Genomic DNA, 21,385 nt, shown 5'->3' with positions numbered 1-21,385 from the left:
GACACGGTACCGTTAACGGTCAAGAAGCACTTGTAGCATGGTGCTATGGCTATGGAAAACCCACAAAGCGAACCTTCCTCCTACACTCAACTCCCCGACGCCTTCCAGAAAATCGGTCTGGCCTATGACGACGTCCTCCTGCTGCCCAATGAATCCGATGTCATCCCCTCCGAAGTAGACACCACCACCCGGCTGACTCGGAACATCACCATGAAGTCCCCTGTATTGTCGGCCGCCATGGACACCGTCACCGAGGCCACCATGGCTGTGGCCATGGCCCGCAACGGCGGCATCGGCGTCCTCCACCGCAATCTCAGCATCGAAGATCAGGCCAATCAGGTCGATATCGTCAAGCGGTCCGAGTCCGGTATGATCTCCGACCCCCTGACCGTCACTCCGGATGCCACGCTGACCGACCTGGACAAGCTCTGCTCCACCTATAAGGTTTCCGGTCTGCCCGTGGTGGACCGTCGGCAACGGCTGGTGGGCATCATCACCAACCGTGACATGCGCTTCGTCAACCCAGCCGACTTCGATCGGCTCAAGGTCAGCGACATCATGACCAAGGACCACCTGATCACTGGTCCGTCCAACATCACCAAGGAGGACGCCCACCAGCTTCTGGCCAAGTACAAGGTGGAGAAGCTTCCCCTGGTCGATGACGAGGGCAAGCTGACCGGGCTGATCACCGTCAAGGATTTCGTCAAGACCGAGCAGTACCCCGAGGCCACCAAGGATGAGCGCGGCCGTCTGCGTGTGGCTGCTGCAGTCGGTTTCTTCGGTGATGCCTGGCAGCGCATCACCGCCCTGGCCGATGCCGGGGTCGACATTCTGGTCGTGGACACCGCCCATGGTCACGCCAAGCTCATGCTGGACATGATCCGTCGGATCAAGGCTGATCATGCTTTCGACCATGTGGATGTGATCGGCGGCAACGTGGCTACCCGCGAGGGCGCCCAGGCGCTGATCGATGCCGGTGTTGACGCGGTCAAGGTCGGTGTGGGCCCTGGCTCCATCTGCACCACTCGTGTGGTGGCTGGCGTGGGTGTGCCCCAGCTGACCGCGGTCTATGACGCCGCGCTGGCCTGCCGTCCTGCCGGAATCCCTCTGGTGGCCGACGGTGGAATCCATTACTCGGGCGACATCGCCAAGGCCATCGTGGCAGGAGCTGATTCGGTCATGCTGGGCGGTCTGCTGGCAGGTACTGAGGAGGCTCCTGGCGAGAAGGTCCTCCTGCACGGCAAGCAGTACAAGGTCTATCGGGGCATGGGCTCGCTGGGCGCCATGGCCCCGCGCGGCAAGAAGAGCTACTCCAAGGACCGCTACTTCCAGGCCGACGTCACCAGTTCCGACAAGGTGGTGCCCGAGGGGGTCGAGGGCGAGGTGCCATACCGCGGTCCGCTCAACTACGTGCTCTACGAGCTGGTCGGCGGCCTGCATCAGACCATGTTCTACACCGGTGCGCGCACCATCCCCGAGTTGCAGCGCAAGGGCCGGTTCATTCGGATCACCGATGCCGGCCTGCGTGAATCGCATCCCCATGACATCGTCATGACCAAGGAGGCCCCCAACTACTCAGGCTTCCACAACTGAGCCCACATAGGCAGGTGATCGGCGCAGGATCTCATCAGGACCTGCGCCGATTGCATATCTCAAATCGGTCATGGCCCGGTCGGCCGGGCTGGCGAACCCTCCGCCGGTCACGTGCTGGCGGTATCTTGTAATGTTCCGTCCAAGGCGGCGGAAGGAGCGATCCGGGAGGCAACCCGGATCTGAAAGGCGTACAGATGAGCGATAAGAATGATCTGACTTTCTCGGCGGAGGAATCCCGCATGATTTGGATAGACTGCGAGATGACCGGTCTGGATATCTTCCATGACGAGCTGTGTGAGGTCTCTGTGGTACCCACCGACTTCAACATGAAGGTCCTGGACAAGGGCATCGATCTGGTCATCAAGCCCTCCCAGGCGGCCCTGGATCATATGGGGGACTTCGTCAGGAAGATGCACACCTCCTCCGGCCTGATCGAAGAGATGAAAACCGGCCTGGACCTGGAGGAGGCCCAGCGCCAGGTAATCGAGTACGTCAAGCCCTTCCTGCCCAAGAACGGCAAGGCCCATCTAGCAGGCAACTCGGTAGGTTCAGACAAGAAGTTCCTCGATAGGTACATGCCCGACCTGATGGCTCTTCTGCATTACCGGGTCATCGACGTGAGCACCCTCAAGGAGCTGTCCCGCCGCTGGTACCCGGACGTCTACAAGAACAAGCCGGCCAAGCACGGCGGCCACAGGGCCCTGGCCGACATCATCGAGTCCATGGACGAGCTGCGCTACTACCGCTCCATGTTCTTCCTTCCGGCTCCCGGACCCGACCAGGCCCAGTCCAAGGCCGGTGCGGAACTGATCGAGCAGACCAGCCTGCTGCGCCATTACGAAGAGTCCGGCAACCCTGTCGAGGATGCCAACAAGCCCGAGAAGACCGACTACTGACAGGCGTGGCCATGTACCTCTGACGTGGCACCATGGAGGCATGCAGCAATCCGAAGCCTTGACCATATTGAGTGCTGGGGCCAATGCCTTCATCACAGGCGCCCCCGGGTCAGGCAAGACCTTTGTGCTCAATGAGTTCGTCGCTCAGGCTCGTCAGGCCGGGGCGGTTGTCGCAGTGACAGCCTCGACTGGCATCGCCGCCACGCACATCAACGGCCAGACCATCCACTCCTGGAGCGGAGTAGGCATCGCCACCTGCATGACCGAATCGCTCTTGAAGCGGATCAAGACCCGCCGTCGCAGGCAGATTGAGGGCACCGACATCCTGGTCATCGACGAGGTCTCCATGATGCATGCCTGGCTCTTCGACATGGTGGACCAGGCATGCCGGGCCGTCCGTCATAGCCCCGAACCCTTCGGAGGAATCCAGGTGGTCCTTTCCGGGGACTTCTTCCAGCTGCCACCGGTGACTCGGTCCAACCGGGCTGCAGGAATACTACCCAGCCCTGAATTCCAGGCTGCCCGGGAACGCTATGCCCAGGCCGGTAAGGATCCGGACGGGTTTGTAACCGAATCACTGGTCTGGCAGGACCTGGACCCGGTCATCTGTTACCTGACCGAACAGCACCGCCAGGACGATGGGCAGTTGTTGACGGTCCTGACCGATATCAGGGAGGGCGGCGTCACCCAGGAGGACCATGATGTCCTGGCCGCCCGTGTTGGCGCAGTGCCCGCTCCTGGCCAGGTGGCGGTCCACCTCTTCCCGGTCAACAAGCAGGCCGACACGCTCAACGACAAACGCCTGGCCTCCATTGACGAAGAGGCTCACCATTACCAGGCCACATCCCGGGGCGAGGCCAGACTTGTGGAGCGTCTGAAGAAGAACATGCTGGCCCCCGAGGATCTGGCCCTGAAGACCGGAGCCGCAGTCATGGCCCTGCGCAATGACCAGGATCATCAATATGTCAACGGCTCTATAGGTACAGTCAGCGGATTCACCAGCTCGGCCAAGGGGGGATGGCCGATCGTCTCCTTCCAGAACGGCAACGTGGTCACCATGAAGCCGGCCGCCTGGGAGACCATGGACGGGGACACGGTCTTGGCCGCCGTCAACCAGGTGCCTCTTCGCTGTGCCTGGGGGATCACCATCCACAAGTCCCAGGGGATGACCTTGGACAGGGCGGTCATGGACCTGAGACGGACCTTTGCGCCAGGGATGGGATACGTGGCCCTCTCCCGTGTGGAAAGTCTGGATGGGCTCTACTTGACAGGCATCAATGAGCACGCCTTCCTGGTCTCTCCCGATGCTATCGTTCTGGATGCTGGTTTGAGGGCTGAGTCCAAGGCGGCCTGTGCCCGTCTGCAGGATGAAGGTCCTGAGTCCTTCACCAAGCGCGCCGTTGGTCAGGAACCGGAAGACGAATTCAGCCAGGACGGGCTTTTCTGAAGGGTCGGCCTTACCTGTCTTGGGCCGGTGCGGTCGTTCGGGTCGCTAGAGACACCATGACAGGCGGACCATGTCTTTAAGGGTGATTCCGTTCTCGACAATGGGCTTCTGGTAGCGGTCTACAAAATAATCCCGCACAATGCGGTCCATGCGAAATCCGCATGTCTGGTAGAAGCAAAGGGCGCCAAAACTGGTGGATCCGGTGCCCACTTCCAATCTTCTCAGACCCAGCCCGACAGTTTCCATCTTGGCTCGCTCTATTAATCTGCTTCCAAGTCCCTGTCTGCGAAAAGCACGGTCTACGCTGATATCGGCGATTTCCAGGGTATCCGTGTTTCGTCTGACAAGCAGCATGACACCGGCCAGGGCTTGTTCCACTCGGATTTCATAGGCGCGGGAATTGGTGAAAACGTCATGGATTATCCGTTCCGAAGGATCTGCCTCCAGGAGAAGCGTCATGTGCTCTGCATCGAGGTCGGTGAAGGTCTGGATGGTAACACCCGGCTCTGATGACATAGGTGCCCGCCTTGTCCTTGTAAATCAGAAAACCTGTTTGATATACAACCATCATATCTTGGCCCTCTTTATAGGAGAGGGTAATACTGGAGAGATGCCGGATGTCAGGATGTTAGGTTGAGGATTTACAGACCTTTTCCGGTATGCGCCGTTTGGTTTGGGTTCGGTTGACGGCCAGGTGGACTCGGACAAACTCCTGCGCTGCTAAGGCCGGCAGGGTCTAACACCTCTCACAAGCAGCTGTGCTGGCTTTTATTTCTTGTCCATGATCATTCCCCCGGCCTCCGGTGACCGTCCAGAGTATGACGGCGAAGACCGTCAAGACTGTGGCAATCGCCGGCCAGATCCCCTGTCCAGGAACTGGCGGTTTGATGTCCTCGGGGTATAGACGAAGCGTCAGCCCCATGCCTACCTGCATACCTTGGCTGGCGATATTGATCACTGCCAGCCCTACGCCCAGCCCAAGCCCGTAGAAACGGCCCAGTAATGCGATGCCGAGCATGACCAATGATGCGTCGACCAGGCCGTTGCAGGAAGCCAGCCTAAGTAGCGACTGCGCGTTGGTCGGGTCGCCGTGGGAGCTAGGTATGGTAAGGAGGAGGCTGAAAAGAAACGGCAGCATCAGCACGCCTGTCCCGGCAGCCAGGGCTCGCCAACGGACGCGTGCCAGGTTCAGGCGCTCCCAGGTGGGCATAAGCGGGGCAAGCATGACCAAGGCGCATGCGCTGAACGCCGCGTAGGCCAGCTCGGCCATGGGCACCATACTGGGCACGGCGCTTTTGCCTTGTGGGCATTGGGTATGTACGGCGCCGTTGAATACCGCTGCATGTGGGTCAGGAACGCAGACGTACCCATAATAGGCTGGCCGGGCATAGATCTCCCCGCCGGTAGCGGAAGCGGAGGCGGTGGCAAGCAGGAAGGGCACGGTCACAGCCAGCACGACAAATGCCAAAGCCGCCCATGGGCGTCGCCCAGCCAGCCATCCGACCGGGATTCCGCCTTTCAAGGTACCACGTCGATGCCGGCCGCCCATCAGTGGTTCTTCCCCAGATCATTGATGACATTGGACGGCGTGACGGCGCAGCGTTCGATCTCAGAGAGGTTGCGACGCACATAGGCATGGAACTCTTCATTAGTGGCATCGTTGAGCAGATCGGCGGCAGGGCCTCGGGCGCTTCCCATCCCGGATGCCCCGCTTCCTCTGCCACCCATCGACTCGTAGGCGGTCTCGCTCATGCGCACGGGCAACTGCTCCAGCACGAAGGCGGACACGCTGGCACCGTCATCCAACGTCCCTTGTTTATAAACGTTTTCAAGTGCCGTAGCCGCGCAGTCGGCATGGACGAATTCCTTCACGATGGCCTCTGTAACGTTTTCTAGGCCGCTGTATCGTCCAGTGCGTTCGGTGACTGTGTCGGTCATTACCTGTATCTTTTTGCCGCCCAAGTGTTGCAGTTCGGTCATGCCTTGCCCGGTGAGATTCCATGCCTGGCCATGGGTTGTGGGCGTAAAGGCGTTGCCCAGCAAAAGCACAAGGCCCGAGCTGTCCTCCACACTGTCCTTGGGGAACCATGAGGCGGCCGACCGCATATATCGCATATAGCGTCTCAGGTGGGCATCATCATCCGGGTGGGCACACACTGATAGCGGCACGCCGTCTATGCTTTTGCAGACGGGGGTGAACGGAGCGGACCGGCGCCATTCTGCCGGACCGGACATGGCGACCAGGCCCCCGGCAGCAGTCGGAACAAGCAGAAGCACCGCCAAGGGGGCGACTATCCATGACAGGCCGGGCCGCCACCGGTGCGCGGTCAGAATGCATGCCGCTGTGGACGCGGCCAGCACTACTACGACCAAGACCCAGCGTGCTGTCACCGCTGAAGGGTTAATACTGAGTCCCGGCTCGGCACCGATGCCCGTGTTCATCACGGGCATCGCCACCGCAAGCGGCGACCCCCAAGATTGGGGAAACACATCTCCCCTGGGGGTGCGTGGCATCAGCAGCATCACGCTGACCCAACACAGAGCGGCAGGCAGGAGCGTGGCCGGAGCCAGGGACCAGCGGCTACCCATGATGGTGCCGAATGAGTAACCTAGGGCGAACATAGCTGCCGGCACTGCCATTCCCATGAGCAAGGCTCCCACGGGAACCGACCCGCCAGTGAACCGCAGTGTCTGGACGATGGCAGGAAGACATCCTGCCGCATAGGCCAGGGCACACAATGTAGCACCCTTGAGGACAGGAACGCCGTATCTTCGGACAGCCGAGCCTCCAATCCAGGGTGGCGCCACCATAGATCGAGGGGAGCATGCCTTCCAGGCGCCCCATGCCCCGAACATGCAGGCGATTACATCAGTTACCAGATGCATGAAGGTCAGATCAAGCTGTAATTGGGCATTTGTCAACGCGAACAAAGACACGTCTGATCGGCCAATTCCGTAGTTGCTCACCGAGCTTACGGCCGGATACGACATCATTGCAAGAAAGAACACCAGCGAGCTCACCGGTGACAAGGGATTAAGCAACCGGGCCATCATGAAATCCATTCCTGGTCGGATGGCAGAGGCTCGGTCCCTGTCAGCAGTCGTCGATAACCGGATTCCCAAGGAGATGCCATAGAGTCCTCAGGAGCGGCCAAGGCGGCGAGATCATCCATGCCCCCGTTCAGGAGCAGATGCCCGTGATCGAGCACCAGTACACGGTCGGCAATTGCGGCCAGGTCCTCGACCAAATGTGTGCTCACCAGCACTGTGTGGCTGTCGGCATAGGCATCGAGGAATTTACGCACCTCAATGCGCTGCACTGGATCGAGGCCAACGGTCGGCTCATCCAAGACAAGCACGTCGGGACGGGCGACAATTGCACACGCGATGCCCGCACGTTGACGCATGCCACCGGACAGGCTGCGCACCTGATGCCGGGATTCCTCGGACAAGCCCACCTGTTCCAATGCCCACACCGCTGCATCACAGGAAGCATTCCAGGACAGACCGCGCGCCCAGGCGGCGTACCGCACGTTGCGCATCAGGCTGGAAGCATTCATCAGCTCGAACGATTGCGGCAAATATCCGATCCGACTCCTGGCCCGATGTCGTCCGGAGTTGGTCAGCACATTCGCGCCGGCTATCCTGACACTGCCCGACGAAGGACGCGACAAGGTGGTCACAATATTCATCAGCGTCGTCTTGCCGGCACCATTGGGTCCCAAGAGCCCGAATACGCCATTGCCGAAGTTCAAGGACACATCTGACAGCGCCTGTTTACGGCCGTAGGAGAAAGACACGTGCGAGAGAGAAACGTCTACTTTATAAGTCACCATTGAACCAAACTAATAAAAAGATTGAACTAGTTTTACTTCAAAATTCATTTAATTGTACATTACACAACTGCTCGAGTCAAATCGGTGTGCTTGACAAAGCGCATGAACGGTATTCGGCATTGTTCTAAGAAGTTGCAGTCTCTGTGTTCCGCAGCGTCTCGATTGATCTCAAGAGATGATCCGAGGCGTGGCCGCCAGAACTATGTATGATGGACGCGATCAATAATTTCCAGATTTCAGGCTCTCCTGCAGCAAATTGTCACAGGTCATCTTTTATGGCTGCTTGTCCCTTTGCGCGCATATCTTTGGGAGGTATGAGAACCAAAGCCATGCGCATGTCAACCCTCTTTCTGCGGACCCTCAGGGAGGATCCGGCCGACGCCGATGTGGACTCGGCCAAACTCCTTCAGCGTGCCGGATACGTCCGCAAGGTGGCCCCGGGCATCTTTACCTGGCTGCCACTGGGTCTGAAAGTCCTTGACAAGGTCCAGGCCGTGGTCCGTGAGGAGATTAACGGCATTGGCGCCCAGGAGGTCCACTTCCCGGCCCTGCTGCCTCGCGAGCCCTACGAGGCCACCCACCGATGGGAGGAGTACGGCGAGAATCTCTTCCGCCTCCAGGACAGGCACGGCGCTGATTACCTGCTGGCTCCCACTCATGAGGAGATGTTCACCCTTTTGGTCAAGGACATGTACTCCTCATACAAGGACCTGCCGGTGGTTCTCTATCAGATCCAGACCAAGTACCGCGACGAGTTCCGTCCCCGCGCCGGGCTGATCAGGGGTCGCGAATTCATTATGAAGGATGCTTACTCATTCACCGTGGATGAGGAGGGGCTGAAGAAGGCCTACCAGGATGAGCGCGGCGCCTATGAGCGGATCTTCAAGCGACTGGGTGTCAATTACGTAATCGTTCATGCGGTCTCCGGGCCCATGGGGGGATCCGAGTCCGAGGAATTCCTGGCTCCGCTGCCCATAGGCGAAGACACTTTTGCACTGGCTCCCTCGGGGAAGGCGTGGAACGTGGAGGCGCTGACCACCCCGCGTCCTGAGCCCGTCGACTATGCCGAGACCCCGGCCATGCAGGAGCTGGATACCCCCGACTCGACCACCATCGACACCCTGGTAGAGCGGTTCAACCAGCTGCATCCTCGTGAGGACGGTCGTGACTGGACCGCTGCCGATACTTTGAAGAACCTGATTGTGGCCGTCAAACACCCTGCGGATGATGACCATCCCGAAGGCTGGCGGGAGCTGGTGGCCGTCGGCCTTCCGGGCGACCGTCAGGTGGACATGAAGCGGCTGGAGGCCCAGTTCGCCCCGGCCGAAATCGAGGAGGCCAATGAGGCTGACCTGGCTGCACACCCCGAGCTGGTCAAGGGATATATCGGTCCCCGTGTTCTGGGTCCTCAGCGCTCGGACAGCGAGTCTGCCGCCCATATCCGCTACTTCCTCGATGCCCATGTGGCGTCTGGCTCAGCCTGGGTGACCGGTGCTGATGCCGAAGGCGTGCACCTGGCCAATGCGGTCTACGGTCGTGACTTCCAGGCCGACGGAGTGGTGGAGGCCGCTGAGGTCCGTCACGGTGACATGAGCCCTGACGGATCAGGGCCGCTCAGCTTCGAGCGTGGCGTGGAGATCGGCCAGGTCTTCCAGCTCGGACTGAAATACTCTGACGCACTGGGTCTGAAGGTTCTGGACCGCAATGGCAAGGCGGTGCCGGTCTGGATGGGTTGCTATGGCATCGGCATCTCTCGCGTGCTGGCCTGCATCGCCGAGATGCATCATGATGACAAGGGTCTGGCCTGGCCCAAGGCTGTCGCCCCTGCTGTGGTTCATGTGGTGGCCACTGGCAAGAAGCAGGAGGCTTTCGATGCCGCCGAGAAGCTGGTTGCCGACCTGGAGGACCGTGGCGTGGAGGTCCTCTACGACGACCGGCCCAAGGTGTCTCCAGGGGTCAAGTTCAAGGATGCCGAGCTGATCGGGGTCCCCCTGGTCGCCATCGCCGGTCGCGACACCATTGCCAACGGCACCATCGAGATTCGCAACCGCGACGGCTCGGAGGTGCAAGCAGTTCCTGCCGATCAGGCCGCTCAGGTAATCGTGGATCGGATTGCAGCTCTGCAGTAGGATATGCCGCACTTATAGTTGCCTGCCGCAACCAATATAAATATAGAGGGGTGGGGCCTTGGCCGCGTCATGATCTATGCGACCAAGGCCCCACCCTTTTGGTTGCATCGGTTTTGGTTCGGGAACCTATCCGGTCAGATGCGCAGCAGGATGGGCAGGTGGTCCTGGCGCTCGCCTGTGTCCACGGGTTCGCTGGTGCTGACCTGGTCAGCGATTCTGTTGGAGGTCAGCCAGTAGTCGATGCGCCAACCGGAGTTGTTGATCTTGCTTTTTGGAGCCCGCTGGGCGAACCAAGTGTAGATGCTGCGGTGGTCATCGTAGAAGCCGGCGGCATCGCCATGGATCTTTCGGAAGGTGTCGGTGAAGCCTGCATCCAGCAGAAGGCCGAACTTCTCGCGCTCCTGATCAGTGAAGCCGGCGGAATGGTGGTTGGATGCCGGGTTGGCGATGTCGATCTCCTCATGGGCCACGTTGAAGTCGCCACAGGCCAGGACCGGCTTGCGGGCATCCAGTTCCTGCAGGTACTGACGGTAGCAATCGTCCCAGACGCCGCGCGGCTTGAGCCGGACCAGTCCCGATCCGGAATTGGGGGTGTAGACCGTGGTGACGAAGCAGTCCGGGAACTCCAGAGTGAGCATGCGGCCCTCGTCGTCCATGGTGTCCGGAGCGCCGATGCGGGGACGGGTCACTGTAGGTTCCGGCAGGCTCTTGCGGTAGAGCATGAGCGTGCCTGCATAGCCTGTGCGGGCCGGGGCCTCGGAGCGGCGGTCCACCTCCTGATAATCGGGGAAGTAGCGCATGAGCGCCTTAAGGATGCCCGCGGATTTCTTCTGGTCACCGTTGAGTTTGGTCTCCTGGATGGCTACGACATCGGGGTCCAAATCCCGTATGGACTCCACCACCTTCAAGGAGAGGGCGCTGCGGCTGCTTTTGCCCAGCAGGGCGGCGTTGAGCGAATCGATATTCCAACTGACCAGCGTGTGAACCATGACTGCGGGTCCTTCCAAACCGTGCCGATGTATCTGCTCTCACAGTTTAGCCCAGGCCAATGCTCGATTGTCCTGGGTGCTGAAAGGGACATTGCCAAACCAGCCATGGGCAGGGTTGTCCACCTCGCGAAACAAGCCGAGCCTGTTCGACCACAATGGTCTGCAAATCAGGTGCGGAGACGTGGGCGGAGGCAGGATGGATTCACCGTTCGACGGAGGGTTCCTGGCTGGGGCCAGTCCCTTCCCCCGCTCCGATTATCCGCGCTCCGGTCGGGGATCCTCCGTCGAATGGCCTCACCGCTGCAGAATCAGGAATCAACTGGCAGATTTACAGCGTCGGATTCATAACAACAACAGAGAGGTTCCGGTATGTCCATCAACGAAATAAAAACAACCGTCTTCGGCTTCACGGGGACCCAGCCAACGCGTTTGGGACAGCCGGGGTCCACGCCTGTCTGCTCCTTTAGATTGGGCTCTACACCGGCCTATTACGATGCTGCAGCTGGGGTGTGGAAACGGAAATCCACCACCTGGCTGACGGTCAAAGCCTTCAGGACTCTGGCGGTCAATGCCCTGGCCTGTCTGCACAAGGGTGATCCGGTAATGGTTTCCGGCTCCTTGGTAACGGAGGAGTGGACCAGTGACGGTCAGCCGCATAGCAGTCTGGTCTTGGTGGCGGATGGCATCGGTCACGACCTGGCACGTGGACAGGACACCTTCACCAGGATCAGATCTGGTGATGCGCCTATTGATGAAGGGGCCGACGGTCCGGATCCGTGGACCACGCCGCCGTCATCTTCGCCGTCCGAAACTGCCTCTGCGTCATCTGCAGCCGAGGTGGCATCGGTGAAGGCTCCCAATGCCGGATGAGCAAAGGTTGTTTCGGCCAAGCAAGACGAAGGCGGGAGGCCGACTGATTGCCGTCGACCTCCCGCCTTGATCAGCGGGCTAATCGAAGCCGTCAAATAACGATTTCAATCAGAACAGGTTTACCAGATCTTGACCCGTGCGTCGGGTTCCAGCCACATGCCGTCGTCGGCGGTGACCCCGAAGGCCTGATAGAAACGATCCACATTCCTGACGATGCCGTTGGTGCGGAATTCAGCAGGGGAGTGGGGGTCGATCTGCAGATACTGTTCGGCCAGCTGATCCCTGTTCTTGGTCCTCCAGATGGAGGCATAGGACAGGAAGAACCGTTGCAGGCCGGTGTAGCCGTCCATGACCGGAGCCGAGGCCAGTGCCTGGTCCATAGCCGCATCGTCTGTCCCGACCGTGCCGCCCTCCTTCTTCTGCAAGGAGAGGGCATAGGCCTTGATGGCGATGTTGACGCCTCCCAGGTCCCCGATGTTCTCGCCGATGGTCAGCGCTCCATTGACATGGGGTGCCTGCTCGGGCTTGTCGGCGTACTTCTCGGCAAGCTGTTGGGGGACGAAGCCGTTGTACTGCTCGATGAGAGCCTTGGTCCGCTGCTCGAAGTTCTCACGGTCCTGCGGGGTCCACCAGTCTTGCAGACGTCCGTCACCGTCGTACTTGGAGCCCTGGTCGTCGAATCCGTGGCCGATTTCGTGGCCGATGACCGACCCGATGCCTCCGTAGTTGACGGCATCGTCGGCTTCTGGATCGAAGAAGGGCGGTTGCAGAATGGCTGCTGGGAAGACGATGACGTTCAGCGTGGGCTCGTAGTAGGCGTTGACCGTCTGAGGATTCATCAGCCACTCTTCCTTGTCCACAGCCTGACCGGCTTTGCCGAACTGGTAGCCGGACTCATAGAGGTTGGCCCGCCGCACGTTGTCGACCAGGCCCAGCTTTTCGTCCACAGCCAGGGCCGTATAGTCGCGCCAGTGCTCGGTGTAGCCGATCTTGGGTGAGAATTTGTCAAGCTTGGCCAGAGCCTTGACCTTGGTCTGTTCGCCCAGCCAGTCGCTTGAGGTGATGGAGACCCGGTAGGCATCGATCAAGTCCCCAACCAGGGCCTCCATGCGGGCCTTGCTGGAGGCAGGGAAGTGCCGGCGCACATATTCGCGTCCAACCTCCTCGCCGCAAATGCCGTTGACCAGGGAAACGGCTCGCTTCCAGCGGTCACGCATCTTGGTCGTGCCTGAAAGGACCTTGCCGTAGAAGTCGAACCTGGCCTGATCGAAGTCGCTGCTGAGCAGGCCTGCCCACTCGATCAGGGTGTGCACTCGGGCCCAGAGCTTGAGATCCTCAAGGTCGCTGGTCTTCCAGAGCTCGTTCAATCCCTGCAGGAAGGAGGGTTCGTGCACAATGGTCCTTGACAGGGCTGTGTTCAGATCGATCGGTTGCAGATTGGCGACAGGGCTGGCTGCATATGCCTTCTGCCAGGACTCGATCCAGGTGTGCAGATCGAAATCGGCGAGCGTTGATTCCAGGTCGGCCAGGGTGGTGGGGTTATAGGTACGATCCTCATCACGGGTGGACACGTTGTCCCAGTGGCGTGAAGCTATACGAGTCTCGACCTCAAGGAAGGACTCCGCCTGCCTGTGGGCATCCTCCTGGTCGTCAGCGTAGCCGGAGAGCCTGAGCAGGGAGGCCACCATGTCGGTGTAGGCCTGGCGTACGGGTGCGTAGCTCTTCTCCCGGTAGTAGGCCTCGTCGGGAAGCCCGAGTCCGGCCTGCTCCATATGCGCCACGTTGACGCCGGCGTTGCCCGGATCACCGTAGATGGCAATGCCGAACAGATCGGGGCCACCAGTGGGATTGAGCCGGCCCAGCAGGTTGGTCAGTGCCTTCTTGTCGGGCACGGCATCAATGGCCTGCAGGTCGGAGCGGATGGGTTCCATTCCTGCGGCTTCGATGGCATCGGTGTCCAGGAAACTGCGATAGAGCAGGGCTGACTTGACAGCTGGGGACTCCGGGTCCTCGAGGATTTCATGGATCTGTGCTTCGGCATCCTCGGCAAGCTTGTCGAAGGAGCCGAACCGGGAGCGGTCCTCGGGCAGACTGTAGGTGTCGATCCAGGGGCCGTTGACGAAGCGGAAGAGGTCGTCCTGCGGCCGAATGACCGAGGAGAAGGAGGCCGGATCAAGTCCGGAGGAGGTCTTGGATTCAGTAGATTGTGCCATGCCACAAGCCTAGCCATCTTTGGTGACATGCCATGCCCTGGGTTGCAGGAAATCAGCGGACCGGCGAACCATCCGCCGAAGGGAAAAGCAGCGATTGCCCCCTTGGTGATTTAAACTTGGAAGACGGTAACAGGACAGCGGCTCGGCTGCCCTGAGTGAGCGAAAGAGGACGGTATGACGGATCCCATGCAGGGCGGTCAGCCCAATCAGTACGGTGGCCAGGATTCTTCGCAGAATAACGGCCAATATCAGAACAATTACGGCCAGAATAATTATGGCCAGTATGGGCAATACCCCGGCTACCAAGGGCGCCCGCCACGGATGGATCCATTCTCCATGATCGCCGAGGATCTGGGATTCAGAACCCTGCGGGCCATCCGCATCATTATGGGCGTCATGGGCGTGATCGGTGTCATCCTGGGCCTGGCCCTTCTGCTCAGGCCGGACAAGACCCTGATCGCCGTGACCGTGGTGCTGGGTATCTACTTCATCATCTCCGGCGTGGTCCGTCTGGCCACCTCCATCGTGACCAAGGGGCTTCCTGGCGGTTGGCGTGTGCTGGGCGTCCTCTTTGGCGCTCTGATCGCCGTCGGCGGTATTGTCATCGTCAGGAACACGGCCCTGTCCGCTTCTGCGCTGACCCTACTGGTCACCATCATTGTGGGTATCAGCTGGATTATGGAGGGAGTGATGAGTCTGGCCGCCTCCTGGGGACTCCCGCATTCAGGCTGGGCCATCTTCTCGGGCATCGTTTCAATCATCGCCGGAATCATCGTCATGATCTACCCGCTGAGCTCCGTCATCTTCCTGGTCATCTTCAGCGGGTGTGCCCTTCTGGTGCTGGGAGTCGTATCCATCATCAGGGCCTTCACCTTCGGCCGGAACTGAGAGCCGGACTCGTCCGACTGACCCGATAATACTGAGAGGTAGTACTTGGGCAGGATCCTGAGGGGTGGCACCCGCGGGCACCAATTATGAAAGGACGCAGAGGATGATCGAGCTCAAAACCAAGCAGGAGATCGAACAGATGAAGCCGGCGGGCAGGTTCGTCGGCAGCATCCTTAAGGAGCTCAAAGCCATGAGCAAACCCGGGATCAACCTGCTGGAGCTGGACGACTACGTCAAGGATAGGATCAACTCCCGTAAGGGAGCCACCTCCTGCTATGTGGACTACGCACCTGATTTCGGTACCGGCCCCTTCGCTCACTACATCTGCCTGTCCGTCAACGATGCCGTCCTGCACGGGGTGCCTTATGACTACAACCTCAAGGATGGTGACCTGCTTTCCCTGGATCTGGCCATCAACGTGGACGGCTGGGTGGGCGACTCGGCTATCAGCTTCGTAGTGGGTGAGCATGCCGATCCAGAGGATCTGCGGCTGATTCGGACCACTGAAGAGGCCCTGAAGGCGGGTATCGCACAGGCTCAACCTGGCAACCGCCTGGGTGACATTTCCGCTGCAGTCGGTGAGGTTGCCCATGAAAACGGATACAGCGTCAACCTGGAGTTCGGTGGACACGGGGTAGGACGAATCATGCACGGTGATCCCCATGTGCCCAACGACGGCACGCCTCATCACGGTTACAAGCTGCGCCCGGGTCTGGTCATCGCCATTGAACCTTGGTTCCTGGCGACCACCGATCAGATTTACCAGGATCCCAAGGATGGTTGGACCCTGCGCTCTGCAGACGGATCGCGCGGCGCCCACAGCGAGCACACCATCGCCATCACCGAGCAGGGGCCTGTCATCCTGACAACCGGGGACTGAGTCGAAGGCTGTCCAAAGTCGAATTAGGACTATAAGGGACCCAGGAATGTCCACAATGTGGATGCTCCTGGGTTCCTCTTTGATGCCGGCCCTGTTTGATACCTGCACTTTCCTCCTTGCCCTGTGCCGGCACGCTGGTGCGGGGACGAAGACGGCACTGGCTTGGACCTGCGCGTCGTTGGTGGAGGTGACGGATTCATGCTTGTGGTTACAAGCCGGTAATCGAAGTCGTGGTTGTTTCTGCTAGCATGTCGGCAATTCCACGCCGGTACAGGTGCCGGTAGCCTGATCCGGCCTGGCCGCCGACTCTCACTGGCACCTCACTGGTTGATCAACAGGAGGTGCGTGGTGTCTACAGCACGGTTGTCCATCGATTCCGAACAGGTTGATCTTCCCCTGGTTCGCGCCACCGAAGGGCCCGATGGCATTCTGGTCTCCTCCCTGCGCAACGACGGCTGGGTCACGCTGGATCCGGGCTTCCAGACCACGGCCCAGTGTGTTTCGGGAATCACCTTCATTGACGGCAAGCGGTCCATACTGCGCTACAGGGGCTATGCCATAGAGGACCTGTGCGCTCAATCCAATTTTCTTGAAGTGGCCTGGCTGCTGTCCCACGGCGAGTTGCCTGATGCCGAGCAGTACCAACGGTTCCGCAGCCATGTCCTGGGTTACACGGTCGTAGGGGAGGACTTCCGCCATCTGCTCTCGTCCTTCCCGCGCCAGGCTCATCCCATGAGTGTGCTGGCTGCGGCGGTCAATGCCCTGGCCGGCTTCCACCCGGACACCTGCAATGTTGATGATCCCGACCAGCTGGATGAGGCCAGTGCCATCATCATGGCCAAGGTGCGCACCATCGTCTCCCTGATCCACCGTCGTCGCCGTGACCAGCCGCTGCTCTACCCGGACAGGACCTGGGGCTATGTGGAGGACTTCCTGCGGATGAGCTTCGCCATGCCCTACCAGCCCTATCAGGCCGATCCTCTCAAGGTGCAGGCCCTGGACAAGCTTCTGATCATACATGCCGACCATGAGCAGAACTGCTCCACCTCAGTGGTCCGGATTGCCGGATCAGCACGGGCCAACCTGTATTCGGCAGTGGCTGCCGGCATCAATACCCTGTCAGGTCCCCTGCACGGCGGCGCCAACGAGGCCGTGTTGCGTCAGTTGAAGAGCATACGGGATTCCGGACTGGGCGTGCGGGGGTATGTGGACCAGGCCAAGAGCGAGGGGCGGAAAATCGCGGGTCTGGGCCACCGGGTCTATAAGTCCTATGACCCGCGCGCGGCCATTGCCAAGCAGTGGCTCTACAAGCTCATGGACGAACCCGATCAGGATAGGAATGCCGAGGATGCGGAGCTCTTCGACGTGGCTCTGGAGCTGGAGGACCTGGCACTGCATGACGACTATTTCGTCGAACGCCATCTCTATCCCAACGTGGACTTCTACACCGGGCTCATCTACCGCGACATCGGCTTCGACCCGGAGATGTTCACCACGCTCTTCGCATTGGGACGCATCCCCGGATGGATCGCCCAGTACCGGGAGATGCTGGACGATCCTGACACGAAAATCGGGCGTCCCAGGCAGGTCTATACCGGTCAGGGCCCACGCGACTACCTGCCCATGGAGCAGCGCTGAGCCCCATGACCGCCGGGCTCAGTTGGCGTGCAGCCGCTCGTTCAGCTCGATGCCCTTCTTGCGGGGCAGGGCTTTGACCTGGCCAGTGCGGGAGTCGCGGATGAAGAGCAGATGATCCCGTCCGCTGAGCTCCGCCCCCTTGACCACCTGATCGCCCAGGCCGATCTTGGTGCCGGCGGTGACGTAGAGCCCGGCTTCGACCACGCAGTCGTCGCCCAGTGAGATACCGATGCCGGCGTTGGCCCCCAGCAGGGAGTGCTGACCGATGGAGACCCGATGGCGGCCTCCGCCGGACAGGGTGCCCATGATGGAGGCTCCTCCGCCGATGTCCGAACCGTCGCCGACCACGACCCCCTGTGAGATCCGGCCTTCGACCATGGAATGGCCCAGGGTTCCGGCGTTGAAGTTTACGAAGCCTTCATGCATGACCGTCGTTCCCGGCGCAAGGTGGGCGCCGAGCCGAATCCGGTCGGCATTGCCGATGCGGACTCCCTCGGGAACCACGTAATCAACCATGCGGGGGAACTTGTCCACGCTCAGCACCGTTACCTGCGTCACCGGGATGCCCGGCATGGACCGGCTGGCCGCAGCCATGACCCCTGACCTACGCAGGGCGAAGTCCTCCACGGCGAAGGGTCCGTAGTTGGTCCAGACCACCGTGGTCAGTTGTTCGAAGATCCCGTCCAGGTTCATGCTGTTGGGCGGGGTCAAGCGCATGCTGAGCAGGTGAAGCCGCAGATAGGCGTCGGCGGCATCGGCTATCGGGCCATCCAGATCAGCCACGGTGAAGACCGGCACCCTTCGGATGCCGCGGGCGTCGGGCTGGTTGTGTACCTGGTCGCCGAAGTCGTGGTTGGGGCGGTTCTCCGGGGTTGGCGGTGTGGAGATCTCGGCCTTGGGGTACCAGACGTCCAGGGTCCGGCCCTGCTCGTCCTGGCTGGCCAGGCCCCAACCCCATGCGGTGCGTGCTGTGCTCATCGTTCCTCCTTCAGGCGGTGCACTCGTGTTGACATCAAGTTGTCTTACAGGATAAACCGGTCGACGCTCAAATACAGGCAGTCCGTCCGGCAGTCGGGTCTGGATTGGCGCCAGCCAGGTCCCAGCCGATAGGTAAAATTACCGACTATGAGTGCCTACAGTCATGAGCGGGAGCGCCGGGAGCGTCGGCGCCGCAATACGGCCAGAGCGGTCTGCCTGGTCATCGCCGTGGCTCTGCTGGCCAGTCTTGTCATCCCGGCCATCTTCAGCGGCCTTTGACCCGGTCCGTCCGGTCGGCGGGAATCCGGCCGTCACAGGCAAAGGCACACAGGAATGAAGACGGTGGTCGGCTCGTGCGGAGCCGGTCCGGAAAGCGGTGAGACGGTATGGCAGAGATGGATTTTGCTCAAGCATTGGAGCAGGCCAAGGCCAAGTACGAGATGATTTCCAAGGCGCTGGACCCGGATGGTCTGCGCTCGCGGATTGCGGATCTGGAGCGTCAGGCCAGCGCGCCCGGACTCTGGGACGACCAGGAGAATGCTCAGAAGGTGACCAGCAGGCTCTCGGCCCTGCAATCCCAGCTCAAGCACCTGGAGTCCGCATCCTCCCGGCTGGATGATGTGCAGGCCTTGGAGGAGCTGGGCCAGGAGGAGCATGATCAGGACACCCTGGTGGAGGCCCGCAAGGAGATCGACTCTTTGAGATCCGACCTGGATGACATGGAGATTCAGACCCTGCTGGACGGGGAGTACGACGAGCGCGCTGCCGTGGTCACCATCCGCTCGGGCGCCGGCGGGGTGGACGCGGCCGACTGGGCGCAGATGCTCCTGCGCATGTACATGCGTTGGGCTGAGCGGCATGGCTTCTCCACCAAGGTCATGGACACCTCTTACGCGGAGGAGGCCGGCATCAAGTCGGCCACCTTCCAGGTGGATGCCCCCTATGCGTATGGGCGGTTGTCGGTGGAGGGCGGCACCCATCGTCTGGTGCGGATCTCGCCCTTCGACAACCAGGGCAGGCGGCAGACCTCTTTCGCCGCCGTCGAGGTCATCCCCCTGGTGGAGCCCACCGACCACATCGACATCCCCGACTCGGACATCCGAGTGGACACCTACTGCTCCTCCGGCCCAGGCGGCCAGGGTGTCAACACCACCTATTCGGCCGTGCGCATCACCCACCTGCCGACCAACATCGTGGTCACCATGCAGGATGAGCGCAGCCAGATCCAGAACCGCGCGGCTGCCATGGCTGTTCTTCAGTCCCGGCTGCTGGTTCTGCGGCACGAGGAGGAGGCCAAGAAGAAGAAGGAGCTGGCCGGCGACATCAAGGCCAGCTGGGGCGACCAGATGCGCTCCTATGTGCTGCATCCCTACCAGATGGTCAAGGACCTGCGCACCGGATACGAGACCTCAGATACCCAGGGGGTCTTCGACGGTGACATTGACGCCTTCATCGAGGCCGGCATTCGCTGGCGGCATCAGCAGCGGGTCCAGGCTCGCGAGGAGGAAGCCAGCAAGTAGAGCTTCGTCCGGCTCAGGTCTGGTCGGTGTTTCATGAGTGAGTAGTGTCGGTCTTCTTGATAGCCTCTGTATGGGAATACCGAGGAACGGAGTGTAAATGGCGTTGATTTCGCTCAAGGGCGTGACCAAGATTTACCCCAAGGGGTCTCGTCCGGCCTTGGATAACATCAGCCTGGATGTCAATCGCGGGGATTTCGTTTTTCTGGTGGGCGCCAGCGGGTCGGGCAAGACCACTCTGCTGCGTCTGCTCCTGCGCGAGGAGGAGGCCACCGAGGGGGAGATCCGCGTGGCCGGCAACGACCTGCGACGTCTGCGCAACCGCGAGATCCCCGGCTACCGGCGTTCCATCGGTTTCGTATTCCAGGATTACAAGCTGCTCAACAACAAGACCGTATGGCAGAACGTGGCCTTCACGCTGGAGGTCATCGGTGCCCGTCGGTCCACCATCAAGACCCTGGTGCCTCAGGTGCTCAAGACCGTGGGGCTGACGGGCAAGGAACACAACTATCCCCACGAGCTCTCAGGCGGCGAGGCCCAGCGTGTGGCTCTGGCCCGGGCCTACGTCAACAACCCGGAAATTCTGCTCGCGGATGAGCCTACCGGCAATCTTGATCCCACCACCTCCCTGGGCATCATGGAGGTCCTGGATGCCATCAACAGGACAGGCACCACTGTGGTCATGGCCACCCACAACGAGGAGATTGTCAACTCCATGCGCAAGCGGGTGGTGGAATTGCATACGGGTCGGATCATGCGCGACGAGGCCCACGGTTCCTACGATTCTTCGCGCTTCTTCCCCGATGCCGAGGTTGCGGCGCGCTCCCATCACGCCATCGGGGATCCCGCCGACGGCGATGCCCTGGACCGTGCACGCGAGGCAGGAGTTGGAGGGCGCCGTCCGGTGCGGGTCGTCGTGCAGGACGGGAACAGCCCGGCCACCGAGCCCATCGCGGATGGGACCAAGGGGGCCAAGCAGGTGGTCCAAGCGGTGGCGCAGGCCGTCAACCAGGGTCAGTACGGCGACGAGGGAATCGCACGGCTGGCCAAATCCATGCATTCGGGGAGAACCGGGCGTTATGGGCAGGTCTTCACCTCGGTGGAGGACACCCTGACCTGGGGCAAGGGTCTGGGCAGCCTTGAGTCCGCGCAGGAAGATCCTGGTCAGCACGAAGACACAGCTGCAGGGTCTGACTCGGATGAGCGATTCCGCAGGCCTGTGGCCCAGACCAGCAAGGATCGATCCGGTCAGTCGAGTGACGGTTCCGGTGACAGGGACCACGACAAGGCAGGACATGCTCATACAGAACGTACAGCTTCCAGAAAATCCCCCAAGCCTGCCCGTGGTTCGGATGCTGTTCAGCCCAAGGCGACCGCTGAAGGCAGGCCCCAGGATCGGCAGACCGAAGAATCGGGCAGCAGGCAGCGGGACGGGAAACGCGGCGATGACAGCAAGGGTCTCGCGCATGACGAACGCAATCGTGATCAAGGTCAAAGAGCGCCCGAGAAGG

General features: G+C 60.8%; 17 protein-coding genes and 1 pseudogene. 11 read left to right on the top strand and 7 right to left on the bottom strand.

Annotated elements, in window-relative coordinates; all coding sequences use genetic code 11:
* Window positions 1–45 precede the first annotated feature (45 nt).
* From guaB to GKC41_RS01695, 3 genes are all read left to right on the top strand, one after another.
* Window positions 46–1,593, top strand: a complete 1,548-nt coding sequence (gene guaB, locus GKC41_RS01705) for an IMP dehydrogenase (RefSeq protein ID WP_029678705.1) — start codon at window positions 46–48, stop codon at window positions 1,591–1,593.
* A gap of 194 nt (window positions 1,594–1,787) precedes the next feature.
* Complete coding sequence (orn, locus tag GKC41_RS01700; RefSeq protein WP_154312701.1) at window positions 1,788–2,489, top strand: oligoribonuclease; 702 nt, start codon at window positions 1,788–1,790, stop codon at window positions 2,487–2,489.
* 40 nt (window positions 2,490–2,529) lie between these two features.
* Window positions 2,530–3,936: a PIF1 family DEAD/DEAH box helicase gene (locus GKC41_RS01695; RefSeq protein ID WP_154312699.1), complete on the top strand. Its 1,407-nt coding sequence runs from the start codon at window positions 2,530–2,532 to the stop codon at window positions 3,934–3,936.
* A gap of 45 nt (window positions 3,937–3,981) precedes the next feature.
* Here the strand turns inward: GKC41_RS01695 and GKC41_RS01690 are convergent, their stop codons facing one another.
* The 4 genes from GKC41_RS01690 to GKC41_RS01675 all read right to left on the bottom strand — a co-directional run bounded on the left by GKC41_RS01690 (window position 3,982) and on the right by GKC41_RS01675 (window position 7,772).
* A complete protein-coding gene (locus GKC41_RS01690; RefSeq protein WP_154312697.1) occupies window positions 3,982–4,452 on the bottom strand; it encodes a GNAT family N-acetyltransferase in 471 nt (156 codons plus the stop codon).
* 220 nt (window positions 4,453–4,672) lie between these two features.
* Complete coding sequence (locus GKC41_RS01685; RefSeq protein WP_154312695.1) at window positions 4,673–5,404, bottom strand: hypothetical protein; 732 nt, start codon at window positions 5,402–5,404, stop codon at window positions 4,673–4,675.
* A gap of 80 nt (window positions 5,405–5,484) precedes the next feature.
* Window positions 5,485–6,999 (bottom strand): hypothetical protein, encoded by a 1,515-nt coding sequence (locus GKC41_RS01680; RefSeq protein WP_229281555.1) that lies wholly within the window; start codon window positions 6,997–6,999, stop codon window positions 5,485–5,487.
* Window positions 6,987–7,772: an ABC transporter ATP-binding protein gene (locus GKC41_RS01675; protein WP_154312691.1), complete on the bottom strand. Its 786-nt coding sequence runs from the start codon at window positions 7,770–7,772 to the stop codon at window positions 6,987–6,989. The genes GKC41_RS01680 and GKC41_RS01675 overlap by 13 nt, the downstream gene beginning before the upstream one ends.
* A 314-nt stretch (window positions 7,773–8,086) precedes the next feature.
* Here GKC41_RS01675 and GKC41_RS01670 point away from each other — a divergent pair, with 314 nt between their 5' ends.
* Window positions 8,087–9,901, top strand: coding sequence for a proline--tRNA ligase (locus GKC41_RS01670; RefSeq protein ID WP_154312689.1), 1,815 nt, complete (start codon window positions 8,087–8,089; stop codon window positions 9,899–9,901).
* A 134-nt stretch (window positions 9,902–10,035) separates the two neighbouring features.
* On the opposite strand, the gene GKC41_RS01665 is transcribed toward GKC41_RS01670, so the two are convergent.
* A complete protein-coding gene (locus GKC41_RS01665) occupies window positions 10,036–10,890 on the bottom strand; it encodes an exodeoxyribonuclease III (protein ID WP_154312687.1) in 855 nt (284 codons plus the stop codon).
* Window positions 10,891–11,259: 369 nt separating this feature from the next.
* On the opposite strand from GKC41_RS01665, the gene GKC41_RS01660 reads away from it, so the two are divergent.
* The gene (locus GKC41_RS01660) at window positions 11,260–11,760 is read left to right on the top strand and encodes a single-stranded DNA-binding protein (RefSeq protein WP_154312685.1); all 501 of its coding nucleotides are present in this window, start codon (window positions 11,260–11,262) and stop codon (window positions 11,758–11,760) included.
* Between the two features lie 119 nt (window positions 11,761–11,879).
* Here the strand turns inward: GKC41_RS01660 and GKC41_RS01655 are convergent, their stop codons facing one another.
* Complete coding sequence (locus tag GKC41_RS01655; protein WP_154312683.1) at window positions 11,880–13,973, bottom strand: M13 family metallopeptidase; 2,094 nt, start codon at window positions 13,971–13,973, stop codon at window positions 11,880–11,882.
* A 174-nt stretch (window positions 13,974–14,147) separates the two neighbouring features.
* Between GKC41_RS01655 and GKC41_RS01650 the strand changes: the two genes are divergently transcribed.
* From GKC41_RS01650 to GKC41_RS01640, 3 genes are all read left to right on the top strand, one after another.
* Entirely contained in the window at window positions 14,148–14,861 is a 714-nt protein-coding gene (locus GKC41_RS01650) for a DUF308 domain-containing protein (protein ID WP_154312681.1), read from the top strand.
* A gap of 103 nt (window positions 14,862–14,964) precedes the next feature.
* Window positions 14,965–15,741, top strand: coding sequence for a type I methionyl aminopeptidase (gene map / locus GKC41_RS01645; RefSeq protein WP_154312679.1), 777 nt, complete (start codon window positions 14,965–14,967; stop codon window positions 15,739–15,741).
* Between the two features lie 348 nt (window positions 15,742–16,089).
* Window positions 16,090–17,379 carry a citrate synthase gene (locus tag GKC41_RS01640; RefSeq protein ID WP_324612027.1) on the top strand — a complete coding sequence of 430 codons (1,290 nt, stop codon included), beginning with the start codon at window positions 16,090–16,092 and terminating at the stop codon, window positions 17,377–17,379.
* Window positions 17,380–17,397: 18 nt separating this feature from the next.
* On the opposite strand, the gene dapD is transcribed toward GKC41_RS01640, so the two are convergent.
* Window positions 17,398–18,357 carry a 2,3,4,5-tetrahydropyridine-2,6-dicarboxylate N-succinyltransferase gene (gene dapD, locus GKC41_RS01635; RefSeq protein WP_154312674.1) on the bottom strand — a complete coding sequence of 320 codons (960 nt, stop codon included), beginning with the start codon at window positions 18,355–18,357 and terminating at the stop codon, window positions 17,398–17,400.
* 147 nt (window positions 18,358–18,504) lie between these two features.
* Between dapD and GKC41_RS08935 the strand changes: the two genes are divergently transcribed.
* The 3 genes and pseudogenes from GKC41_RS08935 to ftsE all read left to right on the top strand — a co-directional run.
* Entirely contained in the window at window positions 18,505–18,636 is a 132-nt protein-coding gene (locus GKC41_RS08935) for a hypothetical protein (RefSeq protein ID WP_255297770.1), read from the top strand.
* A gap of 107 nt (window positions 18,637–18,743) precedes the next feature.
* Window positions 18,744–19,877, top strand: coding sequence for a peptide chain release factor 2 (gene prfB / locus GKC41_RS01630; RefSeq protein ID WP_154312672.1), 1,134 nt, complete (start codon window positions 18,744–18,746; stop codon window positions 19,875–19,877).
* A gap of 97 nt (window positions 19,878–19,974) precedes the next feature.
* Window positions 19,975–21,006 (top strand): annotated as a pseudogene (gene ftsE, locus GKC41_RS01625) (cell division ATP-binding protein FtsE); the annotation flags it as partial.
* Between the last annotated feature and the right edge of the window lie 379 nt (window positions 21,007–21,385).

This window comes from Bifidobacterium asteroides (assembly GCF_009683175.1).
Lineage (GTDB): Bacteria > Actinomycetota > Actinomycetes > Actinomycetales > Bifidobacteriaceae > Bombiscardovia > Bombiscardovia asteroides_H.
This window is presented reverse-complemented; position numbering and strand designations above follow the sequence as displayed.

Excerpts from the sequence above, each read along its gene's own strand:
- guaB (WP_029678705.1), top strand. The coding sequence starts at position 46 with ATGGCTATGGAAAACCCACAAAGCGAACCTTCCTCCTACACTCAACTC.
- orn (WP_154312701.1), top strand. The coding sequence starts at position 1,788 with ATGAGCGATAAGAATGATCTGACTTTCTCGGCGGAGGAATCCCGCATG.
- GKC41_RS01695 (WP_154312699.1), top strand. The coding sequence starts at position 2,530 with ATGCAGCAATCCGAAGCCTTGACCATATTGAGTGCTGGGGCCAATGCC.
- GKC41_RS01690 (WP_154312697.1), bottom strand. The coding sequence starts at position 4,452 with ATGTCATCAGAGCCGGGTGTTACCATCCAGACCTTCACCGACCTCGAT.
- GKC41_RS01680 (WP_229281555.1), bottom strand. The coding sequence starts at position 6,999 with ATGGATTTCATGATGGCCCGGTTGCTTAATCCCTTGTCACCGGTGAGC.
- GKC41_RS01675 (WP_154312691.1), bottom strand. The coding sequence starts at position 7,772 with ATGGTGACTTATAAAGTAGACGTTTCTCTCTCGCACGTGTCTTTCTCC.
- GKC41_RS01670 (WP_154312689.1), top strand. The coding sequence starts at position 8,087 with ATGAGAACCAAAGCCATGCGCATGTCAACCCTCTTTCTGCGGACCCTC.
- GKC41_RS01665 (WP_154312687.1), bottom strand. The coding sequence starts at position 10,890 with ATGGTTCACACGCTGGTCAGTTGGAATATCGATTCGCTCAACGCCGCC.
- GKC41_RS01660 (WP_154312685.1), top strand. The coding sequence starts at position 11,260 with ATGTCCATCAACGAAATAAAAACAACCGTCTTCGGCTTCACGGGGACC.
- GKC41_RS01655 (WP_154312683.1), bottom strand. The coding sequence starts at position 13,973 with ATGGCACAATCTACTGAATCCAAGACCTCCTCCGGACTTGATCCGGCC.
- GKC41_RS01650 (WP_154312681.1), top strand. The coding sequence starts at position 14,148 with ATGACGGATCCCATGCAGGGCGGTCAGCCCAATCAGTACGGTGGCCAG.
- map (WP_154312679.1), top strand. The coding sequence starts at position 14,965 with ATGATCGAGCTCAAAACCAAGCAGGAGATCGAACAGATGAAGCCGGCG.
- dapD (WP_154312674.1), bottom strand. The coding sequence starts at position 18,357 with ATGAGCACAGCACGCACCGCATGGGGTTGGGGCCTGGCCAGCCAGGAC.
- GKC41_RS08935 (WP_255297770.1), top strand. The coding sequence starts at position 18,505 with ATGAGTGCCTACAGTCATGAGCGGGAGCGCCGGGAGCGTCGGCGCCGC.
- prfB (WP_154312672.1), top strand. The coding sequence starts at position 18,744 with ATGGCAGAGATGGATTTTGCTCAAGCATTGGAGCAGGCCAAGGCCAAG.